Origin of the sequence: Streptomyces sp. H27-H5, from assembly GCF_026627505.1 — a bacterium.
GTDB lineage: Bacteria > Actinomycetota > Actinomycetes > Streptomycetales > Streptomycetaceae > Streptomyces.
On the sequence record NZ_JAPNLK010000018.1, the window covers coordinates 52,380 to 74,054 of the forward strand.

General features: G+C 72.2%; 19 protein-coding genes. 12 read left to right on the forward strand and 7 right to left on the reverse strand.

Annotated features, from left to right (window positions below; translation table 11 throughout):
- The 3 genes from OTB19_RS11630 (at position 1) to OTB19_RS11640 (ending at position 2,026) form a co-directional block, all read left to right on the forward strand.
- The gene (locus OTB19_RS11630) at positions 1 to 804 is read left to right on the forward strand and encodes an AIM24 family protein (protein ID WP_267797988.1); all 804 of its coding nucleotides are present in this window, start codon (positions 1 to 3) and stop codon (positions 802 to 804) included.
- Between the two features lie 69 nt (positions 805 to 873).
- On the forward strand, positions 874 to 1,350 hold the full coding sequence (locus OTB19_RS11635) for a MarR family winged helix-turn-helix transcriptional regulator (RefSeq protein ID WP_267798030.1): 477 nt from the start codon (positions 874 to 876) through the stop codon (positions 1,348 to 1,350).
- A 112-nt stretch (positions 1,351 to 1,462) separates the two neighbouring features.
- Positions 1,463 to 2,026: a PepSY domain-containing protein gene (locus OTB19_RS11640; protein ID WP_267797989.1), complete on the forward strand. Its 564-nt coding sequence runs from the start codon at positions 1,463 to 1,465 to the stop codon at positions 2,024 to 2,026.
- Positions 2,027 to 2,096: 70 nt separating this feature from the next.
- Here OTB19_RS11640 and OTB19_RS43595 read toward each other — a convergent pair whose 3' ends face one another.
- The 3 genes from OTB19_RS43595 to OTB19_RS11650 are packed head-to-tail and all read right to left on the reverse strand — an operon-like array spanning position 2,097 to position 4,424.
- Complete coding sequence (locus OTB19_RS43595; protein ID WP_099895366.1) at positions 2,097 to 2,171, reverse strand: 50S ribosomal protein bL37; 75 nt, start codon at positions 2,169 to 2,171, stop codon at positions 2,097 to 2,099.
- A gap of 52 nt (positions 2,172 to 2,223) precedes the next feature.
- Positions 2,224 to 3,204, reverse strand: coding sequence for a methylmalonyl Co-A mutase-associated GTPase MeaB (gene meaB / locus OTB19_RS11645; RefSeq protein WP_267797990.1), 981 nt, complete (start codon positions 3,202 to 3,204; stop codon positions 2,224 to 2,226).
- A gap of 11 nt (positions 3,205 to 3,215) precedes the next feature.
- Complete coding sequence (locus OTB19_RS11650; protein ID WP_267797991.1) at positions 3,216 to 4,424, reverse strand: acetyl-CoA C-acetyltransferase; 1,209 nt, start codon at positions 4,422 to 4,424, stop codon at positions 3,216 to 3,218.
- A 146-nt stretch (positions 4,425 to 4,570) separates the two neighbouring features.
- On the opposite strand from OTB19_RS11650, the gene mce reads away from it, so the two are divergent.
- From mce to OTB19_RS11685, 7 genes are all read left to right on the forward strand, one after another.
- Positions 4,571 to 5,011, forward strand: a complete 441-nt coding sequence (gene mce, locus OTB19_RS11655; RefSeq protein ID WP_267797992.1) for a methylmalonyl-CoA epimerase — start codon at positions 4,571 to 4,573, stop codon at positions 5,009 to 5,011.
- Between the two features lie 528 nt (positions 5,012 to 5,539).
- On the forward strand, positions 5,540 to 10,075 hold the full coding sequence (gene scy, locus OTB19_RS11660) for a polarized growth protein Scy (RefSeq protein ID WP_267797993.1): 4,536 nt from the start codon (positions 5,540 to 5,542) through the stop codon (positions 10,073 to 10,075).
- 194 nt (positions 10,076 to 10,269) lie between these two features.
- Complete coding sequence (locus tag OTB19_RS11665; RefSeq protein ID WP_053677477.1) at positions 10,270 to 11,208, forward strand: cellulose-binding protein; 939 nt, start codon at positions 10,270 to 10,272, stop codon at positions 11,206 to 11,208.
- A gap of 112 nt (positions 11,209 to 11,320) precedes the next feature.
- Positions 11,321 to 12,343: an ATP-binding cassette domain-containing protein gene (locus tag OTB19_RS11670; RefSeq protein ID WP_267797994.1), complete on the forward strand. Its 1,023-nt coding sequence runs from the start codon at positions 11,321 to 11,323 to the stop codon at positions 12,341 to 12,343.
- A 2-nt stretch (positions 12,344 to 12,345) separates the two neighbouring features.
- The gene (locus OTB19_RS11675; RefSeq protein WP_267797995.1) at positions 12,346 to 13,128 is read left to right on the forward strand and encodes an ABC transporter permease subunit; all 783 of its coding nucleotides are present in this window, start codon (positions 12,346 to 12,348) and stop codon (positions 13,126 to 13,128) included.
- Positions 13,129 to 13,338: 210 nt separating this feature from the next.
- The gene (locus OTB19_RS11680) at positions 13,339 to 14,451 is read left to right on the forward strand and encodes an ABC transporter ATP-binding protein (RefSeq protein WP_267797996.1); all 1,113 of its coding nucleotides are present in this window, start codon (positions 13,339 to 13,341) and stop codon (positions 14,449 to 14,451) included.
- Positions 14,448 to 15,275, forward strand: coding sequence for an ABC transporter permease (locus OTB19_RS11685; RefSeq protein ID WP_267797997.1), 828 nt, complete (start codon positions 14,448 to 14,450; stop codon positions 15,273 to 15,275). The genes OTB19_RS11680 and OTB19_RS11685 overlap by 4 nt, the downstream gene beginning before the upstream one ends.
- Positions 15,276 to 15,294: 19 nt before the next feature.
- On the opposite strand, the gene OTB19_RS11690 is transcribed toward OTB19_RS11685, so the two are convergent.
- Complete coding sequence (locus OTB19_RS11690; RefSeq protein WP_267797998.1) at positions 15,295 to 15,642, reverse strand: ATP/GTP-binding protein; 348 nt, start codon at positions 15,640 to 15,642, stop codon at positions 15,295 to 15,297.
- 261 nt (positions 15,643 to 15,903) lie between these two features.
- Here OTB19_RS11690 and OTB19_RS11695 point away from each other — a divergent pair, with 261 nt between their 5' ends.
- Positions 15,904 to 16,923 (forward strand): LLM class flavin-dependent oxidoreductase, encoded by a 1,020-nt coding sequence (locus OTB19_RS11695; protein ID WP_267797999.1) that lies wholly within the window; start codon positions 15,904 to 15,906, stop codon positions 16,921 to 16,923.
- Between the two features lie 169 nt (positions 16,924 to 17,092).
- Here OTB19_RS11695 and OTB19_RS11700 read toward each other — a convergent pair whose 3' ends face one another.
- A complete protein-coding gene (locus OTB19_RS11700; RefSeq protein WP_053677465.1) occupies positions 17,093 to 17,485 on the reverse strand; it encodes an SCO5389 family protein in 393 nt (130 codons plus the stop codon).
- Positions 17,486 to 17,705: 220 nt separating this feature from the next.
- On the opposite strand from OTB19_RS11700, the gene nucS reads away from it, so the two are divergent.
- Positions 17,706 to 18,377 (forward strand): endonuclease NucS, encoded by a 672-nt coding sequence (gene nucS / locus OTB19_RS11705; protein WP_267798000.1) that lies wholly within the window; start codon positions 17,706 to 17,708, stop codon positions 18,375 to 18,377.
- Between the two features lie 132 nt (positions 18,378 to 18,509).
- Here the strand turns inward: nucS and OTB19_RS11710 are convergent, their stop codons facing one another.
- Positions 18,510 to 21,065: an ATP-binding protein gene (locus tag OTB19_RS11710; RefSeq protein WP_267798001.1), complete on the reverse strand. Its 2,556-nt coding sequence runs from the start codon at positions 21,063 to 21,065 to the stop codon at positions 18,510 to 18,512.
- A 195-nt stretch (positions 21,066 to 21,260) separates the two neighbouring features.
- Positions 21,261 to 21,584 (reverse strand): STAS domain-containing protein, encoded by a 324-nt coding sequence (locus OTB19_RS11715; protein ID WP_053677459.1) that lies wholly within the window; start codon positions 21,582 to 21,584, stop codon positions 21,261 to 21,263.
- Between the last annotated feature and the right edge of the window lie 91 nt (positions 21,585 to 21,675).

The window sequence follows — 21,675 nt, forward strand, 5'->3', positions numbered from 1 at the left end:
GTGACCGGTGTACCGGGAGGTCCGACGGTCTTCGACCCGTACACGCTGCCCTCCGACGACAACGTGAACGCGTACACCTTCTGCGTGGAGCTCAAGGGGAGCCAGTGGTTCCTGCAGAAGGGCAAGATGATCTCGTACTACGGGAGCATCGAGTTCAACGGCATCGGCAACGGCCGCTTCGACCGGCTGCTGCGCACGAGCTTCCACTCGCCCCTGCACGCCGCGGACTGGGTGGTGGCCGAGGGTCAGGGCAAGATGCTGCTGGCCGACCGGGCCTTCGACGTGAACTCGTACGACCTGGACAAGGGCAACCTGACGATCCGGTCGGGCAACCTGCTGGCCTACCAGCCGACGCTGGCGCTGAAGCAGTCGATCGTGCCGGGCTTCCTGACGCTGATCGGAACCGGGAAGTTCGTGGCCGCGTCCAACGGGCCGGTGGTGTTCATGGAGCCGCCGCTGCGGGTGGACCCGCAGGCGCTGGTGGGCTGGGCGGACTGCCCCTCCCCCTGCCACCACTACGACCACGGGTACATGTCGGGCGTGATCGGCGGCCTGCGCTCGCTGACGGGCATCGGCGGTTCCTCGGGCGAGGAGCACCAGTTCGAGTTCGTGGGGGCGGGCACGGTGCTGCTCCAGTCGTCGGAGATGTTGATGGCGGAGCAGGCGGTCGGGGCGGTCGGCGCCGGCGCGGCGACGGGCAACGCGCAGGGTGTTCCCGGGGCCGGTCAGGGGCCGCTCGGTCAGATCGGCGTGCCGCGGATGCCCGGACAGCTGGGTGATCTGCAGAGGCGCTTCGGGCTGTGACCTCGTACTGCGATCGTCCTATTTTTGTACGCAATTCAACTTTTTAGGTAGAGTTCAGTCATGGAGACCATGGAGACCGAGACGGCCACGCGCTGGCTGACCGACGCCGAGCAGTGCGCCTGGCGCACCCACCTGGACGTCAGCAGGCTGCTGATGCACCAGCTGGAAAAGGATCTCCAGCCCTTCGGGCTCACCAACAACGACTACGAGATCCTCGTGAACCTCTCCGAGTCGGAGGGGCACCGGATGCGGATGAGCGACCTCGCGACCGCGACCCTGCAGTCCAAGAGCCGGCTCTCCCACCAGATCACCCGAATGGAGGCGGCCGGACTGGTCCGCCGGGTGAACTGCGAGTCCGACCGCCGCGGCCTGTTCGCGGTCCTCACGGACGAGGGCATGGAGACCATGCGCAAGGTCGCCCCGCACCACGTGGCGTCCGTGCGACAGCACTTCATCGACCTGCTGCCGCCGGCCGCCCTGGCGGCCCTGCGCGAGTCCCTGCACCCCGTGGCGGAGCACCTGCGGGACAACCGCGGCAAGGGCTGACGGCCCTCCCCGCGCCGGATTCTGCGATCGATCGCAGAATGGTCGATATCGCCCGCCGGTCCACCCGCCGAGCAACCGTAGGCGCCGGGGCCGGCCCGAAGAGGTACTGCCCATGAAGCGCAACGTGATCATCTCGGCGGCCGCGGCCGCCGTCCTGACGGTCGGCGGCCCGACCGCGGCGGTCCTCGCCGCCACCGGCGACACGGCCCGGACCACGACCACGGCCACCGCCGCCCGCGCCGACGTGACCGCAGAAAGCGCGAGCGCCGCGGCCCTCAAGCACCACCCGGGTGTCGTCGAGTCCCTCGACAAGGACGGCGCCGTCTGGCACGTCAACGTGATCGCCAAGAACGGCAAGAACACCGAGGTCGAGGTCGACTCCGCCGGCAAGGCCACCACCCGCGACACGGACGACGACAACGGCAAGGAGTACGCGCCCCTGATCGCCGCCAAGGTCGACGCCAAGAAGGCGATGGCCGCGGCCCTCGCCGCCAACAAGGGCGCCAAGGTCTGGTCCGCCGACTGGGACGATGACGACGACAACGGCAGCACCTACTGGGACATCGAGGTCAGGGCGAGCGACGGCTCGACCAAGCACGTCCACGTCGACCCCACGTCGGGGAAGGCCACCGCGTCCACGTCGGACTCGGGGGACGACAACGACGACGACAACTAGGTCGTCTCCTTCGCCCGGACACGAAGAGGGCCGCGCCCCGGCTCGGGGGCGCGGCCTTCGTCGTGTGCGGTCAGGCGTTGGGACGCTTGCCGTGGTTCGCCTTCTTCTTCTTGCGGGCTCGCTTCTTGTTGCCGCGCTTCGCCATGACACCACTCCCTTACAGGGGATCCTTCGGGCCATTCCGGGCGATTGCCAGTTTAGGGTCGCCCCTGGGAGTCCGCATCGGTGAGCGTCGCCAGCAGGGCGTCCGAAGCCGCGTACGGGTCCAGCTCCCCCACGGCCACCCGGGCGGCGAGCGCGTCCAGACGCGCGTCCCCGTGCAGATCGGCCATCCGGGCACGCAGGGCCGTCACGGCGATGGTCTCCACCTCCCGGGCGGCGCGGGCCGTGCGGCGCTCGGCCAGCACACCGCGCTCGTCCATCCAGGCCCGGTGCTTCTCCAACGCCTCGACCAGTTCGTCGATGCCCTGGCCCCGCGCGGCGACCGTCTTGACGATCGGCGGCCGCCAGTCGCCCTTGCCCCGGGACTCCCCCAGGCTGAGCATGTGGTTCAGCTCCCGGGCGGTCGCGTCCGCGCCGTCCCGGTCGGCCTTGTTGACCACGTACACGTCACCGATCTCCAGGATGCCCGCCTTCGCGGCCTGGATCCCGTCACCCATGCCGGGCGCCAGCAGCACCACCGAGGTGTCGGCCTGCGAGGCGATCTCCACCTCCGACTGCCCGACCCCGACCGTCTCGACCAGGATCACCTCGCACCCGGCCGCGTCCAGCACCCGGATCGCCTGCGGCGCCGCCCAGGCGAGACCGCCCAGGTGACCGCGGGTGGCCATGGAGCGGATGTAGACCCCCGGGTCGGAGGCGTGGTCCGACATGCGCACCCGGTCGCCGAGCAGCGCGCCCCCGCTGAAGGGCGAGGACGGGTCCACGGCGAGCACCCCGACGCGCTTGCCGGCCTTGCGGTACGCCGAGACGAGCGCCGAGGTGGACGTGGACTTGCCCACGCCCGGAGAGCCCGTGAGCCCCACCACGTACGCCCCGCCGGTGAGCGGGGCCAGGGCGGCCATCACCTCGCGCAGGTGCGGGGACGCCCCCTCGACCAGTGAGATCAGCCGGGCCACGGCCCGGGGTCGGCCTTCTCGGGCCTGGGCCACCAGTGTGGGGACGTCCACCGTCGTCATCCTCGTGACACCTACGCCTTCGCGCCGGGCACGCGCACGATCAGGGCGTCGCCCTGGCCGCCGCCGCCACACAGGGCCGCCGCGCCGACACCGCCGCCGCGCCGGGCCAGCTCCAGGGCCAGGTGCAGCACGACCCGGGCGCCGGACATGCCGATCGGGTGCCCCAGGGCGATGGCGCCGCCGTTGACGTTCACCTTTTCCGGGGTCACGCCGAGGTCCTTCATTGACTGCACGGCGACCGCCGCGAAGGCCTCGTTGATCTCGATGAGGTCCAGGTCGGAGACCTCCAGGCCCTCCTTCTTCAGGGCGTGCAGGATGGCGTTCGACGGCTGCGACTGGAGCGAGTTGTCCGGTCCCGCCACGTTGCCGTGGGCGCCGATCTCGGCGATCCACTCCAGGCCGAGCTCCTCCGCCTTGGCCTTGCTCATCACGACCACGGCGGCGGCGCCGTCGCTGATCTGCGAGGAGGTGCCGGCGGTGATGGTGCCGTCCTTGGTGAAGGCGGGGCGCAGCTTGCCGAGGGACTCGGCCGTGGTCTCGGCACGGATGCCCTCGTCCTGCGAGAAGACCACCGGGTCGCCCTTGCGCTGCGGGATCTCGACCGGGGTGATCTCGGCCTCGAAGACGCCGTTCTTCTGCGCGGCGGCGGCCCGCTGGTGCGAGGACGCGGCGAACGCGTCCTGCGGGGCGCGCTCGATGCCCAGGCGGGTGTTGTGCTTCTCGGTGGACTCGCCCATCGCGATGTTCTCGAAGGCGTCGGTGAGGCCGTCGTAGGCCATCGCGTCGAGCATCTCGATGGCGCCGTACTTGAAGCCCTCGCGGGACTTCGGCAGCAGGTGCGGGGCGTTGGTCATCGACTCCTGGCCGCCCGCGACCACGATGTCGAACTCACCGGCGCGGATGAGCTGGTCGGCGAGCGCGATGGCGTCGAGCCCGGAGAGGCACACCTTGTTGATGGTGAGCGCGGGCACGTTCATGGGGATCCCGCCCTTGACGGCGGCCTGTCGGGCGGGAATCTGACCCGCGCCGGCCTGGAGCACCTGGCCCATGATCACGTACTGGACCTGGTCTCCGGAGATCCCGGCCCGCTCCAGCGCGGACTTGATCGCGAAGCCGCCGAGGTCGGCACCCGAGAAGGACTTCAGCGAGCCCAGCAGGCGCCCCATGGGCGTGCGGGCCCCTGCGACGATCACCGAAGTGGTGTTGTTCGTTCCGGACATGATGGCGGATCCCCTTTCAGCGGGGAAGCTGAGGAGTGAACGAGGGTTTACCTGAATGTACTGAGCAGTACCCGCGCAGTCACCGGCCAGTCGGTGTGATCGCTGGCACGTTGCGTGACGCCCCTCCCGAGCTGTGCACTGGTCCCATGCTGACAAGAATCGACCACATCGGGATCGCCTGCTTCGACCTCGACAAGACTGTCGAGTTCTACCGTGCCACGTACGGATTCGAGGTGTTCCACTCCGAGGTCAACGAGGAGCAGGGCGTCCGCGAGGCCATGCTCAAGATCAACGAGACCTCCGACGGGGGCGCCTCCTACCTCCAGCTCCTGGAGCCCACCAGGGAGGACTCCGCGGTCGGCAAGTGGCTCGCCAAGAACGGGGAGGGCGTCCATCACATCGCCTTCGGGACCGAGGACGTCGACGGCGACGCCGAGGCCATCCGCGGCAAGGGCGTCCGCGTGCTGTACGACCAGCCCCGCATCGGCTCCATGGGGTCCCGGATCACCTTCCTGCACCCGAAGGACTGCCACGGCGTCCTGACCGAACTGGTCACCTCCGCCCCGGAGGCGGCGGAAGGTCACTAGGCCCTGTCGTCGGACGACCGGTCGTGACGCCTCGCGCGGAGGTTTGCGTTGCGTCATGCCGGCCGGCGCGCGACACGGTTCCGGAACGGCTGTTTCCGCTGCCGGGCGGGCCGGCGAAGGGGGTCGGCGGGTTCGGACACCGGCCCGGGGTCCGTGCGCGTGCGCGAACGCGGCGGCCGTCCCCGCGGCCGGCGGCCCGTCACCCGCCGGCGCCGGTGATCGACTGCGACCACCACCGGTCAGCTCGTCTGAAGATCTGTTCGTACCCACGGGTACACCCCGCTCCACCCCTGCTGACAGGCGTTCTTCGGGCTCCCTGCCAGGCGATGCGCACCCAAGCGCACTGATGTCCCGTTTCTCCGGCCGGTAGAGTGGCCATGGCTCGGCCGGGGTTCGGTGCGGAGACGAGGTCGGGGCCTGTGAGCCCTGCCCCGGTATCTGACACCATTCCCCGGGGGCGTCGTTCAGCGGGCGAGCGATGCTCAATTGGGAGTGAGCTTGCGACCAGGGGACGGATGGGACCGCGCTGTGCGGGGCTACGAAAGCCAGGAGAGCCACCAGGCCGAGGTCGACCATCTCTCGCGCTTCGAAGCCGAGATGGAGCGGCTGAAGAAGGAGCGCGGGAAGGCCGTCCAGCACGCCGAGGACCTGGGCTACCAGGTCGAGGTGCTGCGCGCCAAGCTCCATGAGGTACGCCGCAATCTCGCGTCCCGCCCCGCCTACGACGGCGCGGACATGGGCTACCAGGCGGAGCAGCTGCTCCGCAATGCCCAGATCCAGGCCGACCAGATGCGCTCCGACGCCGAACGCGAGCTGCGCGACGCCCGGGCCCAGACCCAGCGGATCCTCCAGGAGCACGCCGAACACCAGGCACGCCTCCAGGCCGAGCTGCACAGCGAGGCCGTCAACCGCCGCCAGCGCCTCGACCAGGAGCTGAACGAGCGCCGCCAGACCGTCGAGGCGCACGTCAACGAGAACGTCGCCTGGGCCGAACAGTTGCGCGCCCGTACCGAGGCCCAGGCGCGCCGGCTCATGGAGGAGTCCCGCACCGAGGCCGAGCAGGCGCTGAACGCCGCCCGCGCCGAGGCCGCCCGGCTCGCGGAGGAGGCCCGACGCCGGCTCACCGCCGACTCGGAGGCCGCCCGTACCGAGGCCGAGAGCACCCTGCTGCGGGCCCGCAAGGAGGCCGAGCGGCTGCTGACCGCCGCCTCCTCGCAGGCGCAGGAGGCCACCGAGCACGCCGAACGGCTGCGGAGCACCACCTCCGCCGAGGCCGAGCAGACCCGTCAGCAGACCATGGACCTCGGCCGCGTCGCGGAGTCCCGGGTCCAGGAGGCCGACTCCGCGCTGCGCACCGCGCGCGCCGAGGCGGAGACCCTCCTCGCGGAGGCCAAGGAGAGCGCCGCACGACAGCTCGCCTCGGCGGAGTCCGTCAACGAGCAGCGCACCCGCACCGCGAAGGAGCAGGTCGCCCGGCTGGTCGGCGAGGCCACCAAGGAGGCCGAGGTCCTCAAGGGCGAGGCCGAACAGTTGCTGGCCGACGCCCGCGCCGACATGGAACGGCTGCGCGCCGAGGCCGGGGAGCAGGCCCGCGCCGCCGCCGCCGAGGACACGGCCGCTCAGCTGGCGAAGGCCGCCCGCACGGCCGAGGAAGTACTGAACAAGGCCTCGGAGGACGCCCGCGCCACCACCCGCGCCGCGTCCGAGGAGGCCGAGCGGATCCGCCGCGAGGCGGAGGCCGAGGCCGACCGGCTGCGCGTGCAGGCCGCCGCCACGGCCGACGAACTCAAGGGCGCCGCGAAGGACGACACCGAGGAGTACCGGGCCCGTACGGTCGAACTCCAGGCGGACGCCCGCAGGCTGCGCGGCGAGGCCGAGCAGTTGCGCGCGGAGGCCGTCGCCGAGGGCGAGCGGATCCGCGGCGAGGCCCGCCGCGAGGCGGTCCAGCAGATCGAGGAGGCGGCCAGGACCGCCGAGGAGCTGCTGGGCAAGGCCAAGTCGGACGCGGACGAGCTGCGCGGCGGGGCGACCGCCGAGAGCGAGCGGGTCCGCGGCGAGGCCGTGGAGCGGGCCGGGACCCTGCGCCGGCAGGCCGAGGAGACCCTGGAGCGCACCCGCGCCGAGGCCGAGCGGCTGCGCGCCGAGGCCGAGGAGGAGGCGGAGTCCGTCCGCGCCGAGGCCGACGCGGCGGCGCGGGCCCGGCGCGAGGAGACCGAGCAGGCGCTGGCGGCGAAGCGGGCGGAGGCCGACGAGGAACTGGTCCGGCTCCACACGGACGCCGAGAACCGGCTGACCACGGCCGAGCAGACGCTGCGCGACGCCCGGACCTCGGCGGAGAACATCCGCCGGGAGACCACGGAGGAGAGCGACCGGCTGCGCGCCGAGGCGGCGGAGCGGATCCGTACCCTCCAGGCCCAGTCGGAGGCGGAGGCCGACCAGCTGCGCACGGACGCGGCGGAGGACGCCGGCCGGGTGCGCGCGGAGGCCGAGCAGGTCGCGGTGCGGCTGCGCGGCGAGGCCGAGTCCGAGGCCGAACGAGTGCGTTCGGAGGCGCAGGAGACCGCCGACCGGCTGCGCGCGGAGGCCAAGGCCGCCGCCGAGCGGGTCGCCGCGGAGGCCGCGGAGGCGCTGGCCGCCGCGCAGGAGGAGGCCGCCCGGCGTCGCCGGGAGTCCGAGGAGACGCTGGCGTCCGCGCGCACCGACGCGGAGAACGAGCGGGCCCAGGCCCGCGAGCAGAGCGAGGAACTGCTGGCGCAGGCCCGCAAGCGCTCCGAGGAGGCACAGGCCGAGGCGGTCTGGCTGACCGAGGAGGCCGAGCGGCGCGCGTCCGAGGTCGTGTCGGCCGCGGAGACGACCGCCCAGCAGGTACGGGACGCCGTGGCCGGGCTGCACGAGCAGGCCGAGGAGGAGATCGTCGGGCTGCGCAGCGCGGCCGAACACTCCGCCGCGCGCACGAGGGACGAGGCCGAGGAGGAGGCCGGACGGGTCCGCGCCGACGCCCACGCGGAGCGCGAGCGGGCGTCCGAGGACGCCACCCGGCTGCGCACCGAGGCCCGGGTCGAGACGGACGCCGCGAAGGCCCTCGCGGAGCGCACGGTCGGCGACGCCATCGCCGAGGCCGAACAACTGCGCACCGACACCGCCGAGTACGCGCAGCGGTTGCGCACCGAGGCCACCGACGCGCTGGCTGCGGCGGAGCGGGACGCGGCCCGGACCCGGGCGGACGCCCGGGACGACGCGAACCGGATCCGCGGCGAGGCCGCGGAGTCCCTGGACGCCTCCCGCGCCGAGGGCACCCGAATCGTCGACGAGGCCACGCGGCTGGCGGAACTGCACACCGAGGAGACCCGCGCGGCGAACGCCGCCACGGTCGAGGAGGCCCGCGAGCAGGCGGCCCGACTCACCTCCGAGGCCGAGGCCGCGGCCGACGCGACCCGCGCCGAGGCGGCGGGCACGCTGGACGAGGCCCGCTCCGAGGCCAACCGGCTGCGCAGCGAGGCCGCCGAGCAGGCGGACCGACTCGTCACCGAGGCGGCGTCGGAGGCGGACAAGCTCACCGAGGAGACCCTCGCGGCGAACGCGGCCACGGTCGGCGAAGCCGCGACGGAGGCCGAGCGGCTGCGCACCGAGGCGGCTCGGATCCTGGACGACGCACGCGCCGAGGGCGCCCGTCTGATCGGGGAGGCCGCGGCCGAGACCGAGCGCATGACGGTCGAGACGCGGGCGGCCAACGACCTCACGGTCGGCGAGGCGGCCGAGGAGGCCCGGCGGCTGCGCACCGAGGCGGCGCGGATCCTGGACGAGTCCCGCGAGGAGGGCGGCCGGATCATCGGCGAGGCCACCGCGGAGGCCGAGCGGGTCACCGAGGCGGCGAACGAGACGCTGGCGAGCGCCGAACGGGAATCCGAGCGGATGCTCGACGAGGCCCGCGAGGAAGCCAACAAGCGTCGCAGCGAGGCCGCCGAGCAGGTGGACCGGCTCATCACCGAGACCGCCGCCGAAGCGGAGAAGCTCACCGAGGAGACCCGCAAGGACAACGAGCGGACGGTCGGCGAGGCCGCCGCGGAGGCCGAACGGCTGCGCACGGAGGCCGCCGAGACCCTGTCCTCGGCGCAGGAGCACGCGACCCGTACCCGGTCGGAGGCCGAGCGGGTCAAGGCGGAGGCGGCGAGCGAGGCGGAGCGCACCCGCGCGCAGGCCCGTACGGAGTCCGAGCGGCTGCTGGACGAGGCCCGCGAGGAGGCCAACAAGCGTCGCAGCGAGGCCGCCGAGCAGGTGGACCGGCTCATCACGGAGTCCTCGGCGGAGGCGGAGAGGCTCACCACCGACGCGCAGCAGCAGGCCCTCGCCGCCACCACGGCGGCCGAGGAGCAGGCCGACGCGATGGTCGACGCGGCCCGCAAGGAGGCCGCGCGGATCACCTCGGAGGCGACCGTCGAGGGCAACTCCACGGTGGAGAAGGCCCGTACGGACGCGAACGAGTTGCTGGTCGGGGCGCGTACGGACGCCGCCGCCATAAGGGAGCGGGCGGAGGAGCTGCGCGGCCGGGTCGAGTCCGAGGTCGAGGAACTGCACGAGCGGGCCCGCCGCGAGTCGGCGGAGCAGATGAAGTCCGCGGGCGAGCGCGTGGACAAGTTGGTGCGGGCGGCGACCGAGCAGAGCGTCGAGGCCGACAAGAAGGCCAAGGAGCTGGTGTCGGGGGCGAGCAGCGAGGCCGGCAAGGTCCGCATCGCCGCCGTGCGCAAGGCGGAGGCGCTGCTGAAGGAGGCCGAGCAGAAGAAGGCCGAGGTGACGCGCGAGGCCGAGAGGACTCTGGCCGAGGCGAAGGCGGAGGCCGAGCGTCTGGTCGACGAGGGCCGCCGCGAGCTGGAGGTCCTGGTGCGCCGGCGCGAGGACATTCAGGCGGAGATCTCCCGTGTCCAGGACGTTCTTGAGGCGTTGGAATCATTCGAGGCGCCTTCGGGCGGCGGAAAGCCGACGGTCGGCGGTCAGGGCGCGGGGGGCGTGAAGGCCGGAGCGGCAGCGGGTTCCACTCGTTCGAGTGGCAAGTCGTCAGAGAGCTAGTCAGCACATGAAGATGTGTGCTCCTGATGGAGGTTCAGGCGAACGGGTGACAAGCATTCTGTCGCCTTGCCACTCAAAAGGGGTGTCATTGTCCAGATCAAACGCGGATTGACTCGATGACACGCCGTCTGGGCGCCTAGGATTCCCCTAACACCTCACGTAGCACCTCATCGGTCTCATTCGACAGGAACCCCATGAGCGACACTTCCTCCCCCTTCGGCTTCGAGCTCGTGCGGCGTGGTTACGACCGCGGTCAGGTGGACGACCGCATTACCAAGCTGGTCTCCGACCGCGACAGCGCACTAGGACGTATCAACTCTCTGGAAAAGCGGATCGAGGAGCTGCACCTCGAAACGCAGAACGCCCAGGCGCAGGTGAGCGACGCGGAGCCGTCGTACGCCGGCCTCGGTGCCCGGGTCGAGAAGATCCTGCGACTGGCCGAGGAGGAGGCGAAGGACCTTCGCGAGGAGGCCCGTCGCGCGGCCGAGCAGCACCGCGAGCTGGCCGAGTCGGCCGCCCAGCAGGTGCGCAACGACGCCGAGTCGTTCGCCGCCGACCGGAAGTCGAAGGCGGAGGACGAGGGCGTCCGCATCGTCGAGAAGGCCAAGGGCGACTCCGCCACCCTGCGCTCCGAGGCCCAGAAGGACGCGGCCTCCAAGCGCGAGGAGGCCGACGCGCTCTTCGAGGAGACCCGCGCCAAGGCCGCCCAGGCCGCCGCGGACTTCGAGACCAACCTGGCCAAGCGCCGCGAGCAGTCCGAGCGCGACCTGGCCTCGCGTCAGGCCAAGGCGGAAAAGCGTCTCGCGGAGATCGAACACCGCGCGGAGCAGCTGCGCCTGGAGGCGGAGAAGCTCCGTACCGACGCCGAGCGTCGCGCGCGTCAGACCGTGGAGACCGCGCAGCGTCAGGCCGAGGACATCGTCGCCGACGCCAACGCGAAGGCGGACCGGATCCGCAGCGAGTCCGAGCGCGAGCTGGCGGCGCTCACCAACCGCCGCGACTCGATCAACGCGCAGCTGACCAACGTCCGCGAGATGCTGGCGACGCTGACCGGTGCGGCCGTGGCCGCCGCCGGCTCCCCGATCGACGACGAGCCGGTCACGCGTGGAGTTCCGGCTCAGCAGAGCCGCTAGTACGGCACCGCGCGTAGGCGTCGTACGCCATTGCGCCGGACAGTTGGTACCGAGGGCCTTGTGTCACCTGTTTGAGGTGGCGTGGGGCCCTCTGCCGTTCTAGCGTGGCCGCATGATCGAGCTTGAGGGCCTCACCAAACGCTTCGGTGCGAAGACGGCAGTGGACAACCTCAGCTTCCAGGTCAGACCCGGGGTGGTGACCGGCTTCCTCGGCCCCAACGGGGCGGGGAAGTCGACGACGATGCGCATGATGCTCGACCTCGACAATCCGACCGCCGGGCGGGTACGGATCGACGGGAAGCGCTACCGGGACCTGCCGGAGCCGCTCACGCACCTCGGGGCTCTGCTGGACGCGAAGGCCATGCACGGCGGACGCAGCGCGTACAACAACCTTCTCTGCCTGGCCCAGTCGAACCGGATCCCGAGGAGTCGGGTCTCCGAGGTGCTGGACCAGGTCGGACTGACGGCCGTGGCGCGGAAGAAGTCGAAAGGATTTTCGCTCGGCATGGGGCAACGGCTTGGAATCGCCGCCGCACTGCTCGGTGATCCGGAGATCCTGATGTTCGACGAACCCGTCAATGGTCTGGACCCCGAGGGAATTCTCTGGATCAGGAATCTCATGAAAGCGCAGGCCGCCGAGGGGAGGACGATCTTCGTTTCCTCTCACCTGATGAGTGAAATGGCGCTGACCGCCGACCATTTGGTGGTCATCGGGCAGGGAAAGCTGCTCGCCGACTTGTCGATGGCCGATTTCATTCGGCAGAACTCACGGAGTTACGTGCGGGTGCGCTCGCCCCAGCAGGAGCGGCTGAAGGATCTCCTGCACGAGGAGGGCATCGACGCGATCTCCGTCCCGGCGACCGGAACGCTGGAGGTCGACGGTGTGGAATCGGAGCGACTCGGCGAGCTGGCGGCCCGGCACGGGGTGGTGTTGCACGAGCTCAGCCCACAGCGGGCGTCCCTGGAAGAGGCGTTCATGCGCATGACGGCGGACTCGGTCGAGTACCACGCCCACGCGGCGGGAGCACCCGGCACACCGCCCGGTCCCGGGCCGGCCGACGTGCTCCCCGACCCGCCCGGTTCCGGACCGGCCTGGGGCTCCTCGTATGACGCGGCGCAGCGGAAGGGGAAGTGATCATGGCTGATTTCCCCGCCGTCCTCGCGTCCGAGTGGACCAAGATCCGCACGGTGGCCTCGACCACCTGGACGCTCGTCGCCGCCCTCGTGGTCACGGTCGGCGTGAGCGCCGGGCTCTGCGCGTTCATCAACGCCTCGTTCGACGACATGCCTCCGCAGGAGCAGCTCACCTTCGACCCGACGCTGTCGGCCTTCGCCGGGATGGCCCTCGGCCAGCTCGCCATGATCGTCTTCGGGGTGCTGGTCGTCGGCACCGAGTACAGCTCGGGCATGATCCGCACCTCACTCGCGGCCGTGCCGCGCCGCGGGAGCCTGCTGCTCGGCAAGCTCATCGTCGCCACCGCCCTGGCGCTGATCGTGGGCCTCGCGACCAGCTTCCTGTCCTTCTTCCTCGGGCAGGCCCTGCTGGGCGGGCGCAGCGTGGGGATCGGCGAGCCCGGCGTCCTGCGCGCGGTGATCGGTGCCGGGCTCTACATGGCCATGATCGCCCTGTTCTCCATGGGCGTGGCCACGATGCTGCGCAGTTCGATGCTCGCCCTGTGCGTGCTGATGCCGTTCTTCCTGATGATCTCCACCATCCTCGGGGCCGTCGAGGCGACCCGGAAGGTGGCCCGGTACTTCCCGGATCAGGCCGGCTCCCGGATCATGCAGGTCGTCCCGCCGGGTGCGGCGGGCGGGGACGCGCCGCCCTACGGGCCCTGGGGCGGCTTCGGGATCATGGCCCTGTGGACGCTGGCCGCCGTGCTCGCCGGGTTCCTTGTCCTCAGGAAGCGCGACGCGTGACGGAGGGGCCGGGCCCGGCCACCCCCGTGTGACGGACGAGTGCGGGCGGATGTCCGTCCCGAGAAGGACGTCCGCCGTACTACGGGGGATCTTCGGGTTGGTCTCAGGGGTACCTCAGGGATGACGGCCGAGACGGAACCGTAGGAGACTGGATATCCTCTTAACCCTTACACGGGCGAGAGTCGTACCGGCCTGCTAAGGGGCAGAACCATGATCGAGGCAGTCGGCCTTACCAAGCGCTTCGGCGCGAAGACCGCCGTCGACCAGCTGTCCTTCCAGGTCAGGCCAGGTCACGTCACCGGATTCCTGGGGCCCAACGGCTCCGGCAAGTCCACCACCATGCGCATGATCGTCGGGCTGGACAGGCCTACTTCCGGCCATGTCACCATCAGCGGGATGTCGTTCCGCGACCTGCCCAACGCGCAACGTCACGTCGGCGCGCTCCTCGACGCGAAGGCCATGCACGGCGGCCGTCGCGCCCGTACCCACCTCCTGGCCGTCGCCCAGCTCTCCGGCATCCCGGAGAAGCGGGTGGACGAAGTCCTGGCCGTGGTGGGCCTCCAGGACGCGGCCCGACAGCGCACCAAGGGCTTCTCCCTCGGCATGGGCCAGCGGCTCGGCATCGCCACCGCCCTGCTCGGCGATCCCCGGGTACTGCTCTTCGACGAGCCCGTCAACGGTCTGGACCCCGAGGGCATCCTGTGGGTGCGCACGCTCATGCGCCGGCTCGCCGCCGAGGGCCGTACGGTCCTGGTCTCCTCGCACCTGATGAGCGAGATGGCGCTGACCGCCGACCACCTGATCGTGATCGGCCGGGGGCGGCTGTTGGCCGACATGGGCACCCAGGAATTCATCACGCACAACTCGGCCGGATTCGCTCGGGTGCGCGCGGCCGAGACCGATCGGGTTGGCCGGGACACGCTCGGTGAAGCCTTCCGCAAGGCCGGTGGTCGGGTGCTCCAGGAGTCCGACGGCGCCCTCCGGGTGACCGGGCTGGACCTGCCGCAGCTGTCCGACCTCGCGCACGAGGCGGGCGTACGGCTGTGGGAGCTGTCACCGCACCGGGCCTCGCTGGAGGAGGCGTACATGCGGATGACCCAGTCCTCCGTCCAGTACACCTCCACCGACGACCCCCGGGCCGAGCTGTGGGAACCGGAGCCGCTGAGCGTGCCGGAGTGGGAGGCGGACGCGGCCCCCGAGGTGCCGCAGAAGGGGTTCTACGCGCCCCCGCCGCCCGGCGCGGACGCGCGGCCCTTCCTGATGCCCGGCAACCCCGGCGAGCTCGCCGGCGCCACCCAGAGCAACCCCGAGGACACCCGATGACCGGCCCGACCGCGACCGCCCCCACCGTGCCCGGTGCGCCGCACGACGACACCCGGCCGCACGTCGGGCACGCGGTGGCCTCGGAGTGGACCAAGCTGACCTCGGTGCGCTCGACGATCTGGACCCTCGGGTCGCTGGTCGTGATCGTCGTCGGCATCGGGTTGCTCTTCGTGTCCCAGACCGCGGACCAGGACTACGTCGCGATGCCGTTCACCACCCCGGCGCTGTTCGGCCTGCTGGTCGGCCAGCTCGCGGTGATCGTGCTGGGCGTCCTGACCATCACCTCCGAGCACGGCACCGGCCTGGTCCGCACCACCTTCACCGCCGCCCCCGACCGGCACCGGGTGCTCACCGCGAAGTACCTCGTCTTCAGCGCCACGGCCCTGGCGGCGACGGTCGGCTCGGTCTTCGTGGTGGCCGCCGCCGCGATGGCCGTGCACAACGGACCCGCCGCCGGACCGCACACCTTCGGGGAGTGGAGCGGCGCGCTCGTCGGCTGCCTCTACGTCACGCTGCTCGGGGTGCTCGCCCTCGCGATCGGGGCGCTGGTCCGGCACTCCGCCGGGGCGATCACCCTGATGCTCGGCCTGGTCACGCTGCCGCCGGTGATCGGCGGGATGCTCAGCTACTGGGAGGCCTCGGCCCGGATCGGGGAGATCGTCCTCCAGTACAACGTGCCGGTGGCGATGATGCAGTTGTTCGGCATGCCGACGGGCAACGACACGAGGGTGCCCGGCGACCTGCCCCAGATGCTGCTGCTCCTGCTGGTGACCGGCGCCGCGGTGACGGCCTCGTACGTGATCGTCGACCGCCGGGACGTCTGACGCGTCCGACCGGCCCGCCTCAGTGCCGGGGCGCGTTCCGGGACCGCTGCACCCGCGAGGTGCGGCGGTCCTTCGCGTTCCAGCAGGCTTTGTGCCAGTGCCGCCGGTCGTCCACGCCGCCGTACTCGGGCCAGGCCACCAGGTGCGGGGTGCCGGAGGGGATCTCCTGGTCGCAGCCGGGGCAGCGGTAGCGCTTGCCGGCCGCGCTCGCGCCGGCGACGTGCCGGACCTTCCACTCCTCGCCCTGGTACTCCTCGGTCTGCTCCAGACCGAACCGGTCCAGGCCCCCCGAGCCCGACCCGGAGCCCCGGTCCGAGCGGTCGGACGGATTCCCCCCACCCCTGGGGCGGTTGTGGCGCGGCGACACGTATACCTCACGGATGGGCGGACGGCAGTGACTTTCTCCCAGACTACGCGCAGCGAGCTCGGGTACCCGCAGGGTGTCCGAAGGAGGGTGACCGAACGGCCCGTGGCGCGTGGGGCGGCATGACAATCCCAATAACTTTCCTGTCAGGCCGTGCCTTTGGCACTTGTCAGACGTTGTTGCCATCAGACGTTGATGCCATGAAACGGCACCGAGCCGGTCCACCTGGGGGAGGCCGCGCCGGCCGCGAGGAGGCTAAGGGCGATGCGCGTAGGAGCGTTTGTACTGGCGGCCCAGTTCCCGGGCCAGGGGCAGGGGGAGGCACTGCACCGGGCGGTGCGGACCGCCGAGGTGGCCGAGGAGGCCGGGCTGGACTCGGTCTGGTTGGCCGAGCACCACTTCGTGCCGTACGGGGTCTGCCCGTCGGCGGTGACCCTCGCGGCCCTGCTGCTCGGGCGGACCCGGCGGCTGCGGGTGGGCACGGCCGTGAGCGTGCTGCCGAGCACGCACCCGGTGGCCCTCGGGGAGCAGGCGGCGCTGCTCCACGTCACCTCGGGAGGCCGGTTCACCCTCGGGGTGGGCCGCGGTGGCCCCTGGGTGGACCTGGAGGTGTTCGGGGGCGGTCTGGACGCGTACGAGAAGGGTTTCCCGGACGATCTGGACCTGTTGCGGCGGTGGCTGTCCGAGCCGCGCGTGGGGGCGGCCGGCGAGCGGTACGCCTTCCGCGAGGTGGCCGTCGTACCGCGTCCGTCGGAGGCGCTGGACGGCGACGGGAAGGGGCCTGAAGTGATCGTCGCGTGCACCTCCCCCACGTCGGTGCGGCTGGCCGCGGAGCGGGGTCTGCCGATGTTGCTGGGCATGCACTGCGGGGACGAGGACAAGGCGGAGATGGTCGCGCTGTGGCGGCGCACCGCGCGGGCCGCCGGTCACGACCCCGAGGCGGGGCACGTGTCGGCGGGGGTGTGCCAGCTGGCGGACCGGACGGCGGACGCCCGGGAGACGCTGGTGAAGGCGATGCCGGGCTGGTTCCGGCAGGGGCTGGACGCGCACGTGACGGTGGACGGCAGGCAGCGCGCGATGCGCGATCCGGTCGCCTACACGGAACTGCTGTGCGACCTGCATCCGGTCGGTACGCCGGAACTGGCGGCGGACCGGCTGGCGGCGACCGCGGAACGCACGGGCATCACCCGGTTCGCCCTGCTCACGGAGGGCTCCGGCGATCTCGCCGCGACGGAGGAGAACGTACGGCGCCTGGGCGCCGAGGTCCTGCCCCGCCTCGGCTGAGATCCGGCTCCCGTGAGATCGACCCCCGGGCCGACGGTGGCCGGGGAGTCGGGGCCCCGGGGCTGCCGCTCCGGTGTCAGTCGCACCTCTCGCGACTCGGAGCGGCAGCGGAGTACCGGTGGCGACAGGACCTGGCGCCGCGGCCCCGGCAAGATCCGAAAGAGACGGCCTAGCAGTCCCGCAGTTCCGGCGACTGGTTGAGCAACTGGCCCCGGATCGAGGTGAAACGGGCGTGCCTGTCATCCGACGAGGTGTCCAGCGGGAACACGGCGACACGGTGGCAGTTCTGGAATGCCAGACGCACTCCGAAGTGCCGCTGGAGCGCACCACGTATCGCGTCACTCGCGAGGGCGCGCAGCAGCTGACCACGCGCCTGCTCGTCCGGCGGCGGCGTCTGGTTGTCGGCGAACTCTCCGCCCTCAACCTCCAGCTGAGCCACCAGCGAGCTGATCATCTCCCATGCGTAAGGCAGGGAGGTCCGGACGCAGTCGACGAAGGCGGCTTCGTCGACCTCGCCTCGCTCGGCCTGTTCGAGTAGGGCCGGTGAGACGTCGAGCGACATGGGTTCTCCTCTCGTGACCCCGGCGTTTGGGTTGCCGGAGTCTTACGGGCAGGGAAGGAGAGTCGCGACGCAGTGTGCACGCTCGACGACCTCCCGCTATCCACGGTAGGCGCCCACCGGGCACGGCACCAGGAGAATGCGCATACAACGCGCCATCCGCGAACGGGGCTTTCACGGGCGAATCGCGCGGAGGCCCATCGGTCGAGTAGCGTTGCCGACCATGCGTCTCGTCATTGCCCGCTGCTCCGTCGACTACGCGGGCCGGCTCACCGCCCATCTGCCCTCGGCACCCCGTCTGATCCTCGTGAAGGCCGACGGCAGTGTCTCGATCCACGCGGACGACCGGGCGTACAAACCGCTCAACTGGATGTCGCCCCCGTGCACCCTCAAGGAGGGGAGCGGGGACGAGGCCGGTCTCTGGACCGTCATCAACAAGGCGGGCGAGAAGCTCATCATCACGATGGAAGAAGTCCTGCACGACTCCTCCCACGAGCTGGGCGTCGACCCGGGCCTGATCAAGGACGGCGTGGAAGCGCACCTCCAGGAGCTGCTGGCCGACCGCATCGACACCCTCGGCGAGGGCTACAGCCTGATCCGGCGCGAGTACATGACCGCGATCGGTCCGGTGGACATCCTGTGCCGCGACGCCGACGGCGCGACGGTGGCGGTGGAGATCAAGCGGCGCGGCGAGATCGACGGTGTCGAGCAGCTGACCCGCTACCTGGAGCTGCTGAACCGGGACCCGCACCTCGCCCCCGTCCGGGGCGTGTTCGCGGCCCAGGAGATCAAGCCCCAGGCCCGCGTCCTGGCGACGGACCGCGGCATGGACTGCGTGATCCTCGACTACAACGCCATGCGCGGCATCGAGGACGACAAGCTCCGCCTGTTCTAGGTCCTCTCGTCGCGGGCGGGGGGTCACGAGCGTGACCCGGGCCGCGGCGTCCCCCCCTCTCACGGCCCCGTCGGCGATCGCCGGCGGGGCCGTTGCCGTTCTCCGGCCCCGGCGAGATCCGGAAGAGACGGCCTAGCGGGACGTGGAGGCCTCGGGCGAGGTGTCGCCCTCCGTCGGGCCGGTGGGAACCGTCGGTCCCGTCGGCCCGGTCGACACCGGCGGTTCCGGGGTCACCGAGGACGTGGACGGCTTGGGGTCCGCGGAGGTCGGCGACTGGACCGGCGTCGAGGGCGGCGTCGAGGTGCGCGGCGTCGTCGGGGTCGAGGGCCGGCCGGACGGCGTGCGCGCGGGCGGTGTCTTGCCCGGGCCCGGGACGGTGCCCGGATCGGGGTCGGTCCCCGACGGCGTGGGGCGGCCCGGGTCCGTCGGATCGGCCGGGTCGGACGTCCCCGGCTCGGGTGCGGAAGGCTCCGCGGGAACGTTCCCGCCGCTGTCGGTCGCGGACGTCGTCGGGGTGGACGACACGGCGGGCCCCTGCGGCTCGTCGTCGCCCGACGGGACCATCGCCAGGGCCACCACCGTGCCCAGCACCGCCACCGTCACCGCGCCGGCCGCGGCCAGCAGCGCCGTGCGGCGTCGGGACGCCGGAGCGGGCGGGGGCGGCGGGGCGACCGGCGGCGCGGCGGGCTTCGCCGTCAGGGGGAACGCGTCGTCGAAGACGTCCGACAGGGCCGAGGAGGACTTCTGGTCCCCCTGCTGGATCACGGGAACGACCTGCGTGACGGCCTCCCTTGCGGGCGAGGGCGGGAGCCCGGGCCCCGTCGAGGTCACCGCGCCGACCGGGCGCGTCGGCGGCGACACGGGCGGGGTGGCGGCCGGCGGCGGGGAAAGGGTCGCGGGAAGGGACGCGGCCAGGGAGGTGGGCAGGGACACCGACGGGAAGGCCGTCGGCTGCGTGGAAGCCTTGGCAGTCACGGGCGCCGCGGGCGCCACGGGAGCCGCAGGCGTCACCGGGGTCGCGGGCGCCTCCAGCCGCAGCGGCGGCGACACCACGCCTCCCGCCGTCTCCCGGTCCGTGACCAGGGCCAGCGCCCGCCGCCCCGCGACCGTGCCCCGCTTGTCGGCGAGCGCGCCGCGCAGCCCGATCGAGGCCTCCAGCTCCGCCCGGGCCCGCTCCAGCCGGCCCTCGCACAGCGCGAGCACGCCGAGCTCGTGGTGGAAGTACGCCTGTTCCGCGACCTCCCCCGCCTTGCGCGCGGCCTCCGCGCCCGAGCGCAGCACCCGCTCCCACGCCTCCCAGTGCAGCGACGCCGCGAAGGCAGGGGCGGCCGTGCGGGCCAGCAGTACGGCCGCCACCACGTCGGCGCCGGCCAGGGCCGCCAAGACCGCGTCGGCCTCCGCCGCGACCCGCTCCGGGGTCACCGAGGCGTGGCCGGTCCACCAGACGTAGTGCCGGGCGGCCGTGCGGGCCTCCTCGGCAGCACTCTCCCCGTACCCGGCCTCCTCCAGCTGCCGGGCCACCCCGGGCGCCAGTCGGTAGCGCGGTCCGACCGGGGTGAGCAGCCCGCAGCCGAGGAGTTCCGCGACCGCCACGTCGGCGTGCGTGTCCCCCACCAGGGCCGGCAGGTGCGCGTGGTGGGGCATCTCCCCGCCGAGCGCGCACGCGATGCGCAGGGCGGCCCGCGCCGATTCGCTCACCCGGGAGGCGAGGAGTTCCGCCGGCGCGGCGGCCTCGGCCAGGGTGGGCAGCGGTACGTCGACGGGTTCGCGGGGGCGCTCCTCGAAGACGCCGGGCTCCTCCTCGTCGTCCGTCTCGTCGGTCCGGTTGAGTTCGTCGCGCTGTCGCAGCAGCGCGGCGGCCTGGACGAAGCGCAGGGGCAGCCCCTCGGAGGCGAACCGCAGGTCGCCCGCCCAGGCGCTCTCCTCCTCGGTCAGGGCGCGGCCGGTGAGTGCCTCCAGCAGCAGGACGCAGTCGGCCCGGCCGAGGCCGCCGAGGAAGACCTCCTCCAGGTGCGAGTCGTCGGAGGGGGACTTGGTGTCGGGGGTGGCGGCCAGCAGGTAGGCGCATTCGGGCGTGGCCCGCAGCAGCTCGTCGAGCGCGGGGCCGCCGAGTTCCAGGTCGTCGAGGAGGACGACCGCGCCTATCTCCTTCACCCGGGCGAGGAGTTCCGTGCGGTCGGGGCGTCGGTCGGAGCCCTCGTACACGGCCGCGTACAGCGCGTGGAGCAGTTCCGCGGGTTGCTGCTGCCCGTGCCCGGAGAGGCGTACGACCCCGTCGGGCGCGAGGCCCTCGCAGGCGAGGGCCACCGAGTCGAGCAGTGCGGAACGGCCCGATCCGGCGGGTCCGGTCAGGCGTACGGAGCGTCCGCGCCCCAGCAGCCGTACGAGTCGTTCCCGCTCCTCCTCGCGTTCCAGCAGGAGCCGGCCGGGGAGCGGGGTGCCGGGCAGCGCGGGCGGTCTCGCGGCGGCGTCCCGCTCGGCACGGGCGGCCGGACCGCGCTTGGCGGGGCGCTCCGTGCCGGTGCCCGGGCGCGGGGGTTCTATCTCGCTGCCGTCGACCGGGTTGACGGTGAGGGTGAAGTCCCCCGCGGTCAGGGTGACGACCCGGGCGACGGGCCCGCTGGCGGGGCCCGTCGACGTCGCCGGGGTGTCGTCGCCCGGTTCGGGCTGTCCCTGAGTTCGGTCCATGACCAAGTCCCCCGATCGCGTCGCGCGTACCGCCGCTGCCGCCGTCGTACCGCCCGGCCTTCGCTCGCACACGCCGCAGTCGCTACTGGTCCGGTTTCCGCCCGAACCCTAGACCGTGGCCGGCCCCGCCGGAACCGCCGGGGTGCCTTCACCACCGGACCGTTACGTTTCTGCGGAATCCGACGCACCCGGTCGTCACACCCGCGGCAGGGACTCCGCTTCCAGTCCGCCCTCGATGGCGAGGATCCGGTGCAGCCGGGTCGCCACCAGCAGCCGCTGCATCTGCGCGGGCACCCCGCGCAGCACCAGGCGGCGTCCGCTCCGGCCGGCCCTCCGGTGGGCGCCCATGATCACGCCGAGGCCGGTCGCGTCCCAGGAGTCGAGTGCCGTGAGGTCCAGCACGAGGTCGCCGTGGCCGTCGTCGAGGGCGGAGTGCAGGGCCGTACGAGCGTCCGCCGCGCTGCGCACGTCGAGGCGACCCCCGACCGCGAGTTCGGCGTGGTCGCCCCTGATGTGCATATGCGCTCCCGGCAGTCCTGCGTTCGTCTGGTCCGACTGGTCCGTGGTCGGCAACTCTCACTGCAACTGACTGCCTCAGGAGCAGGGAAGT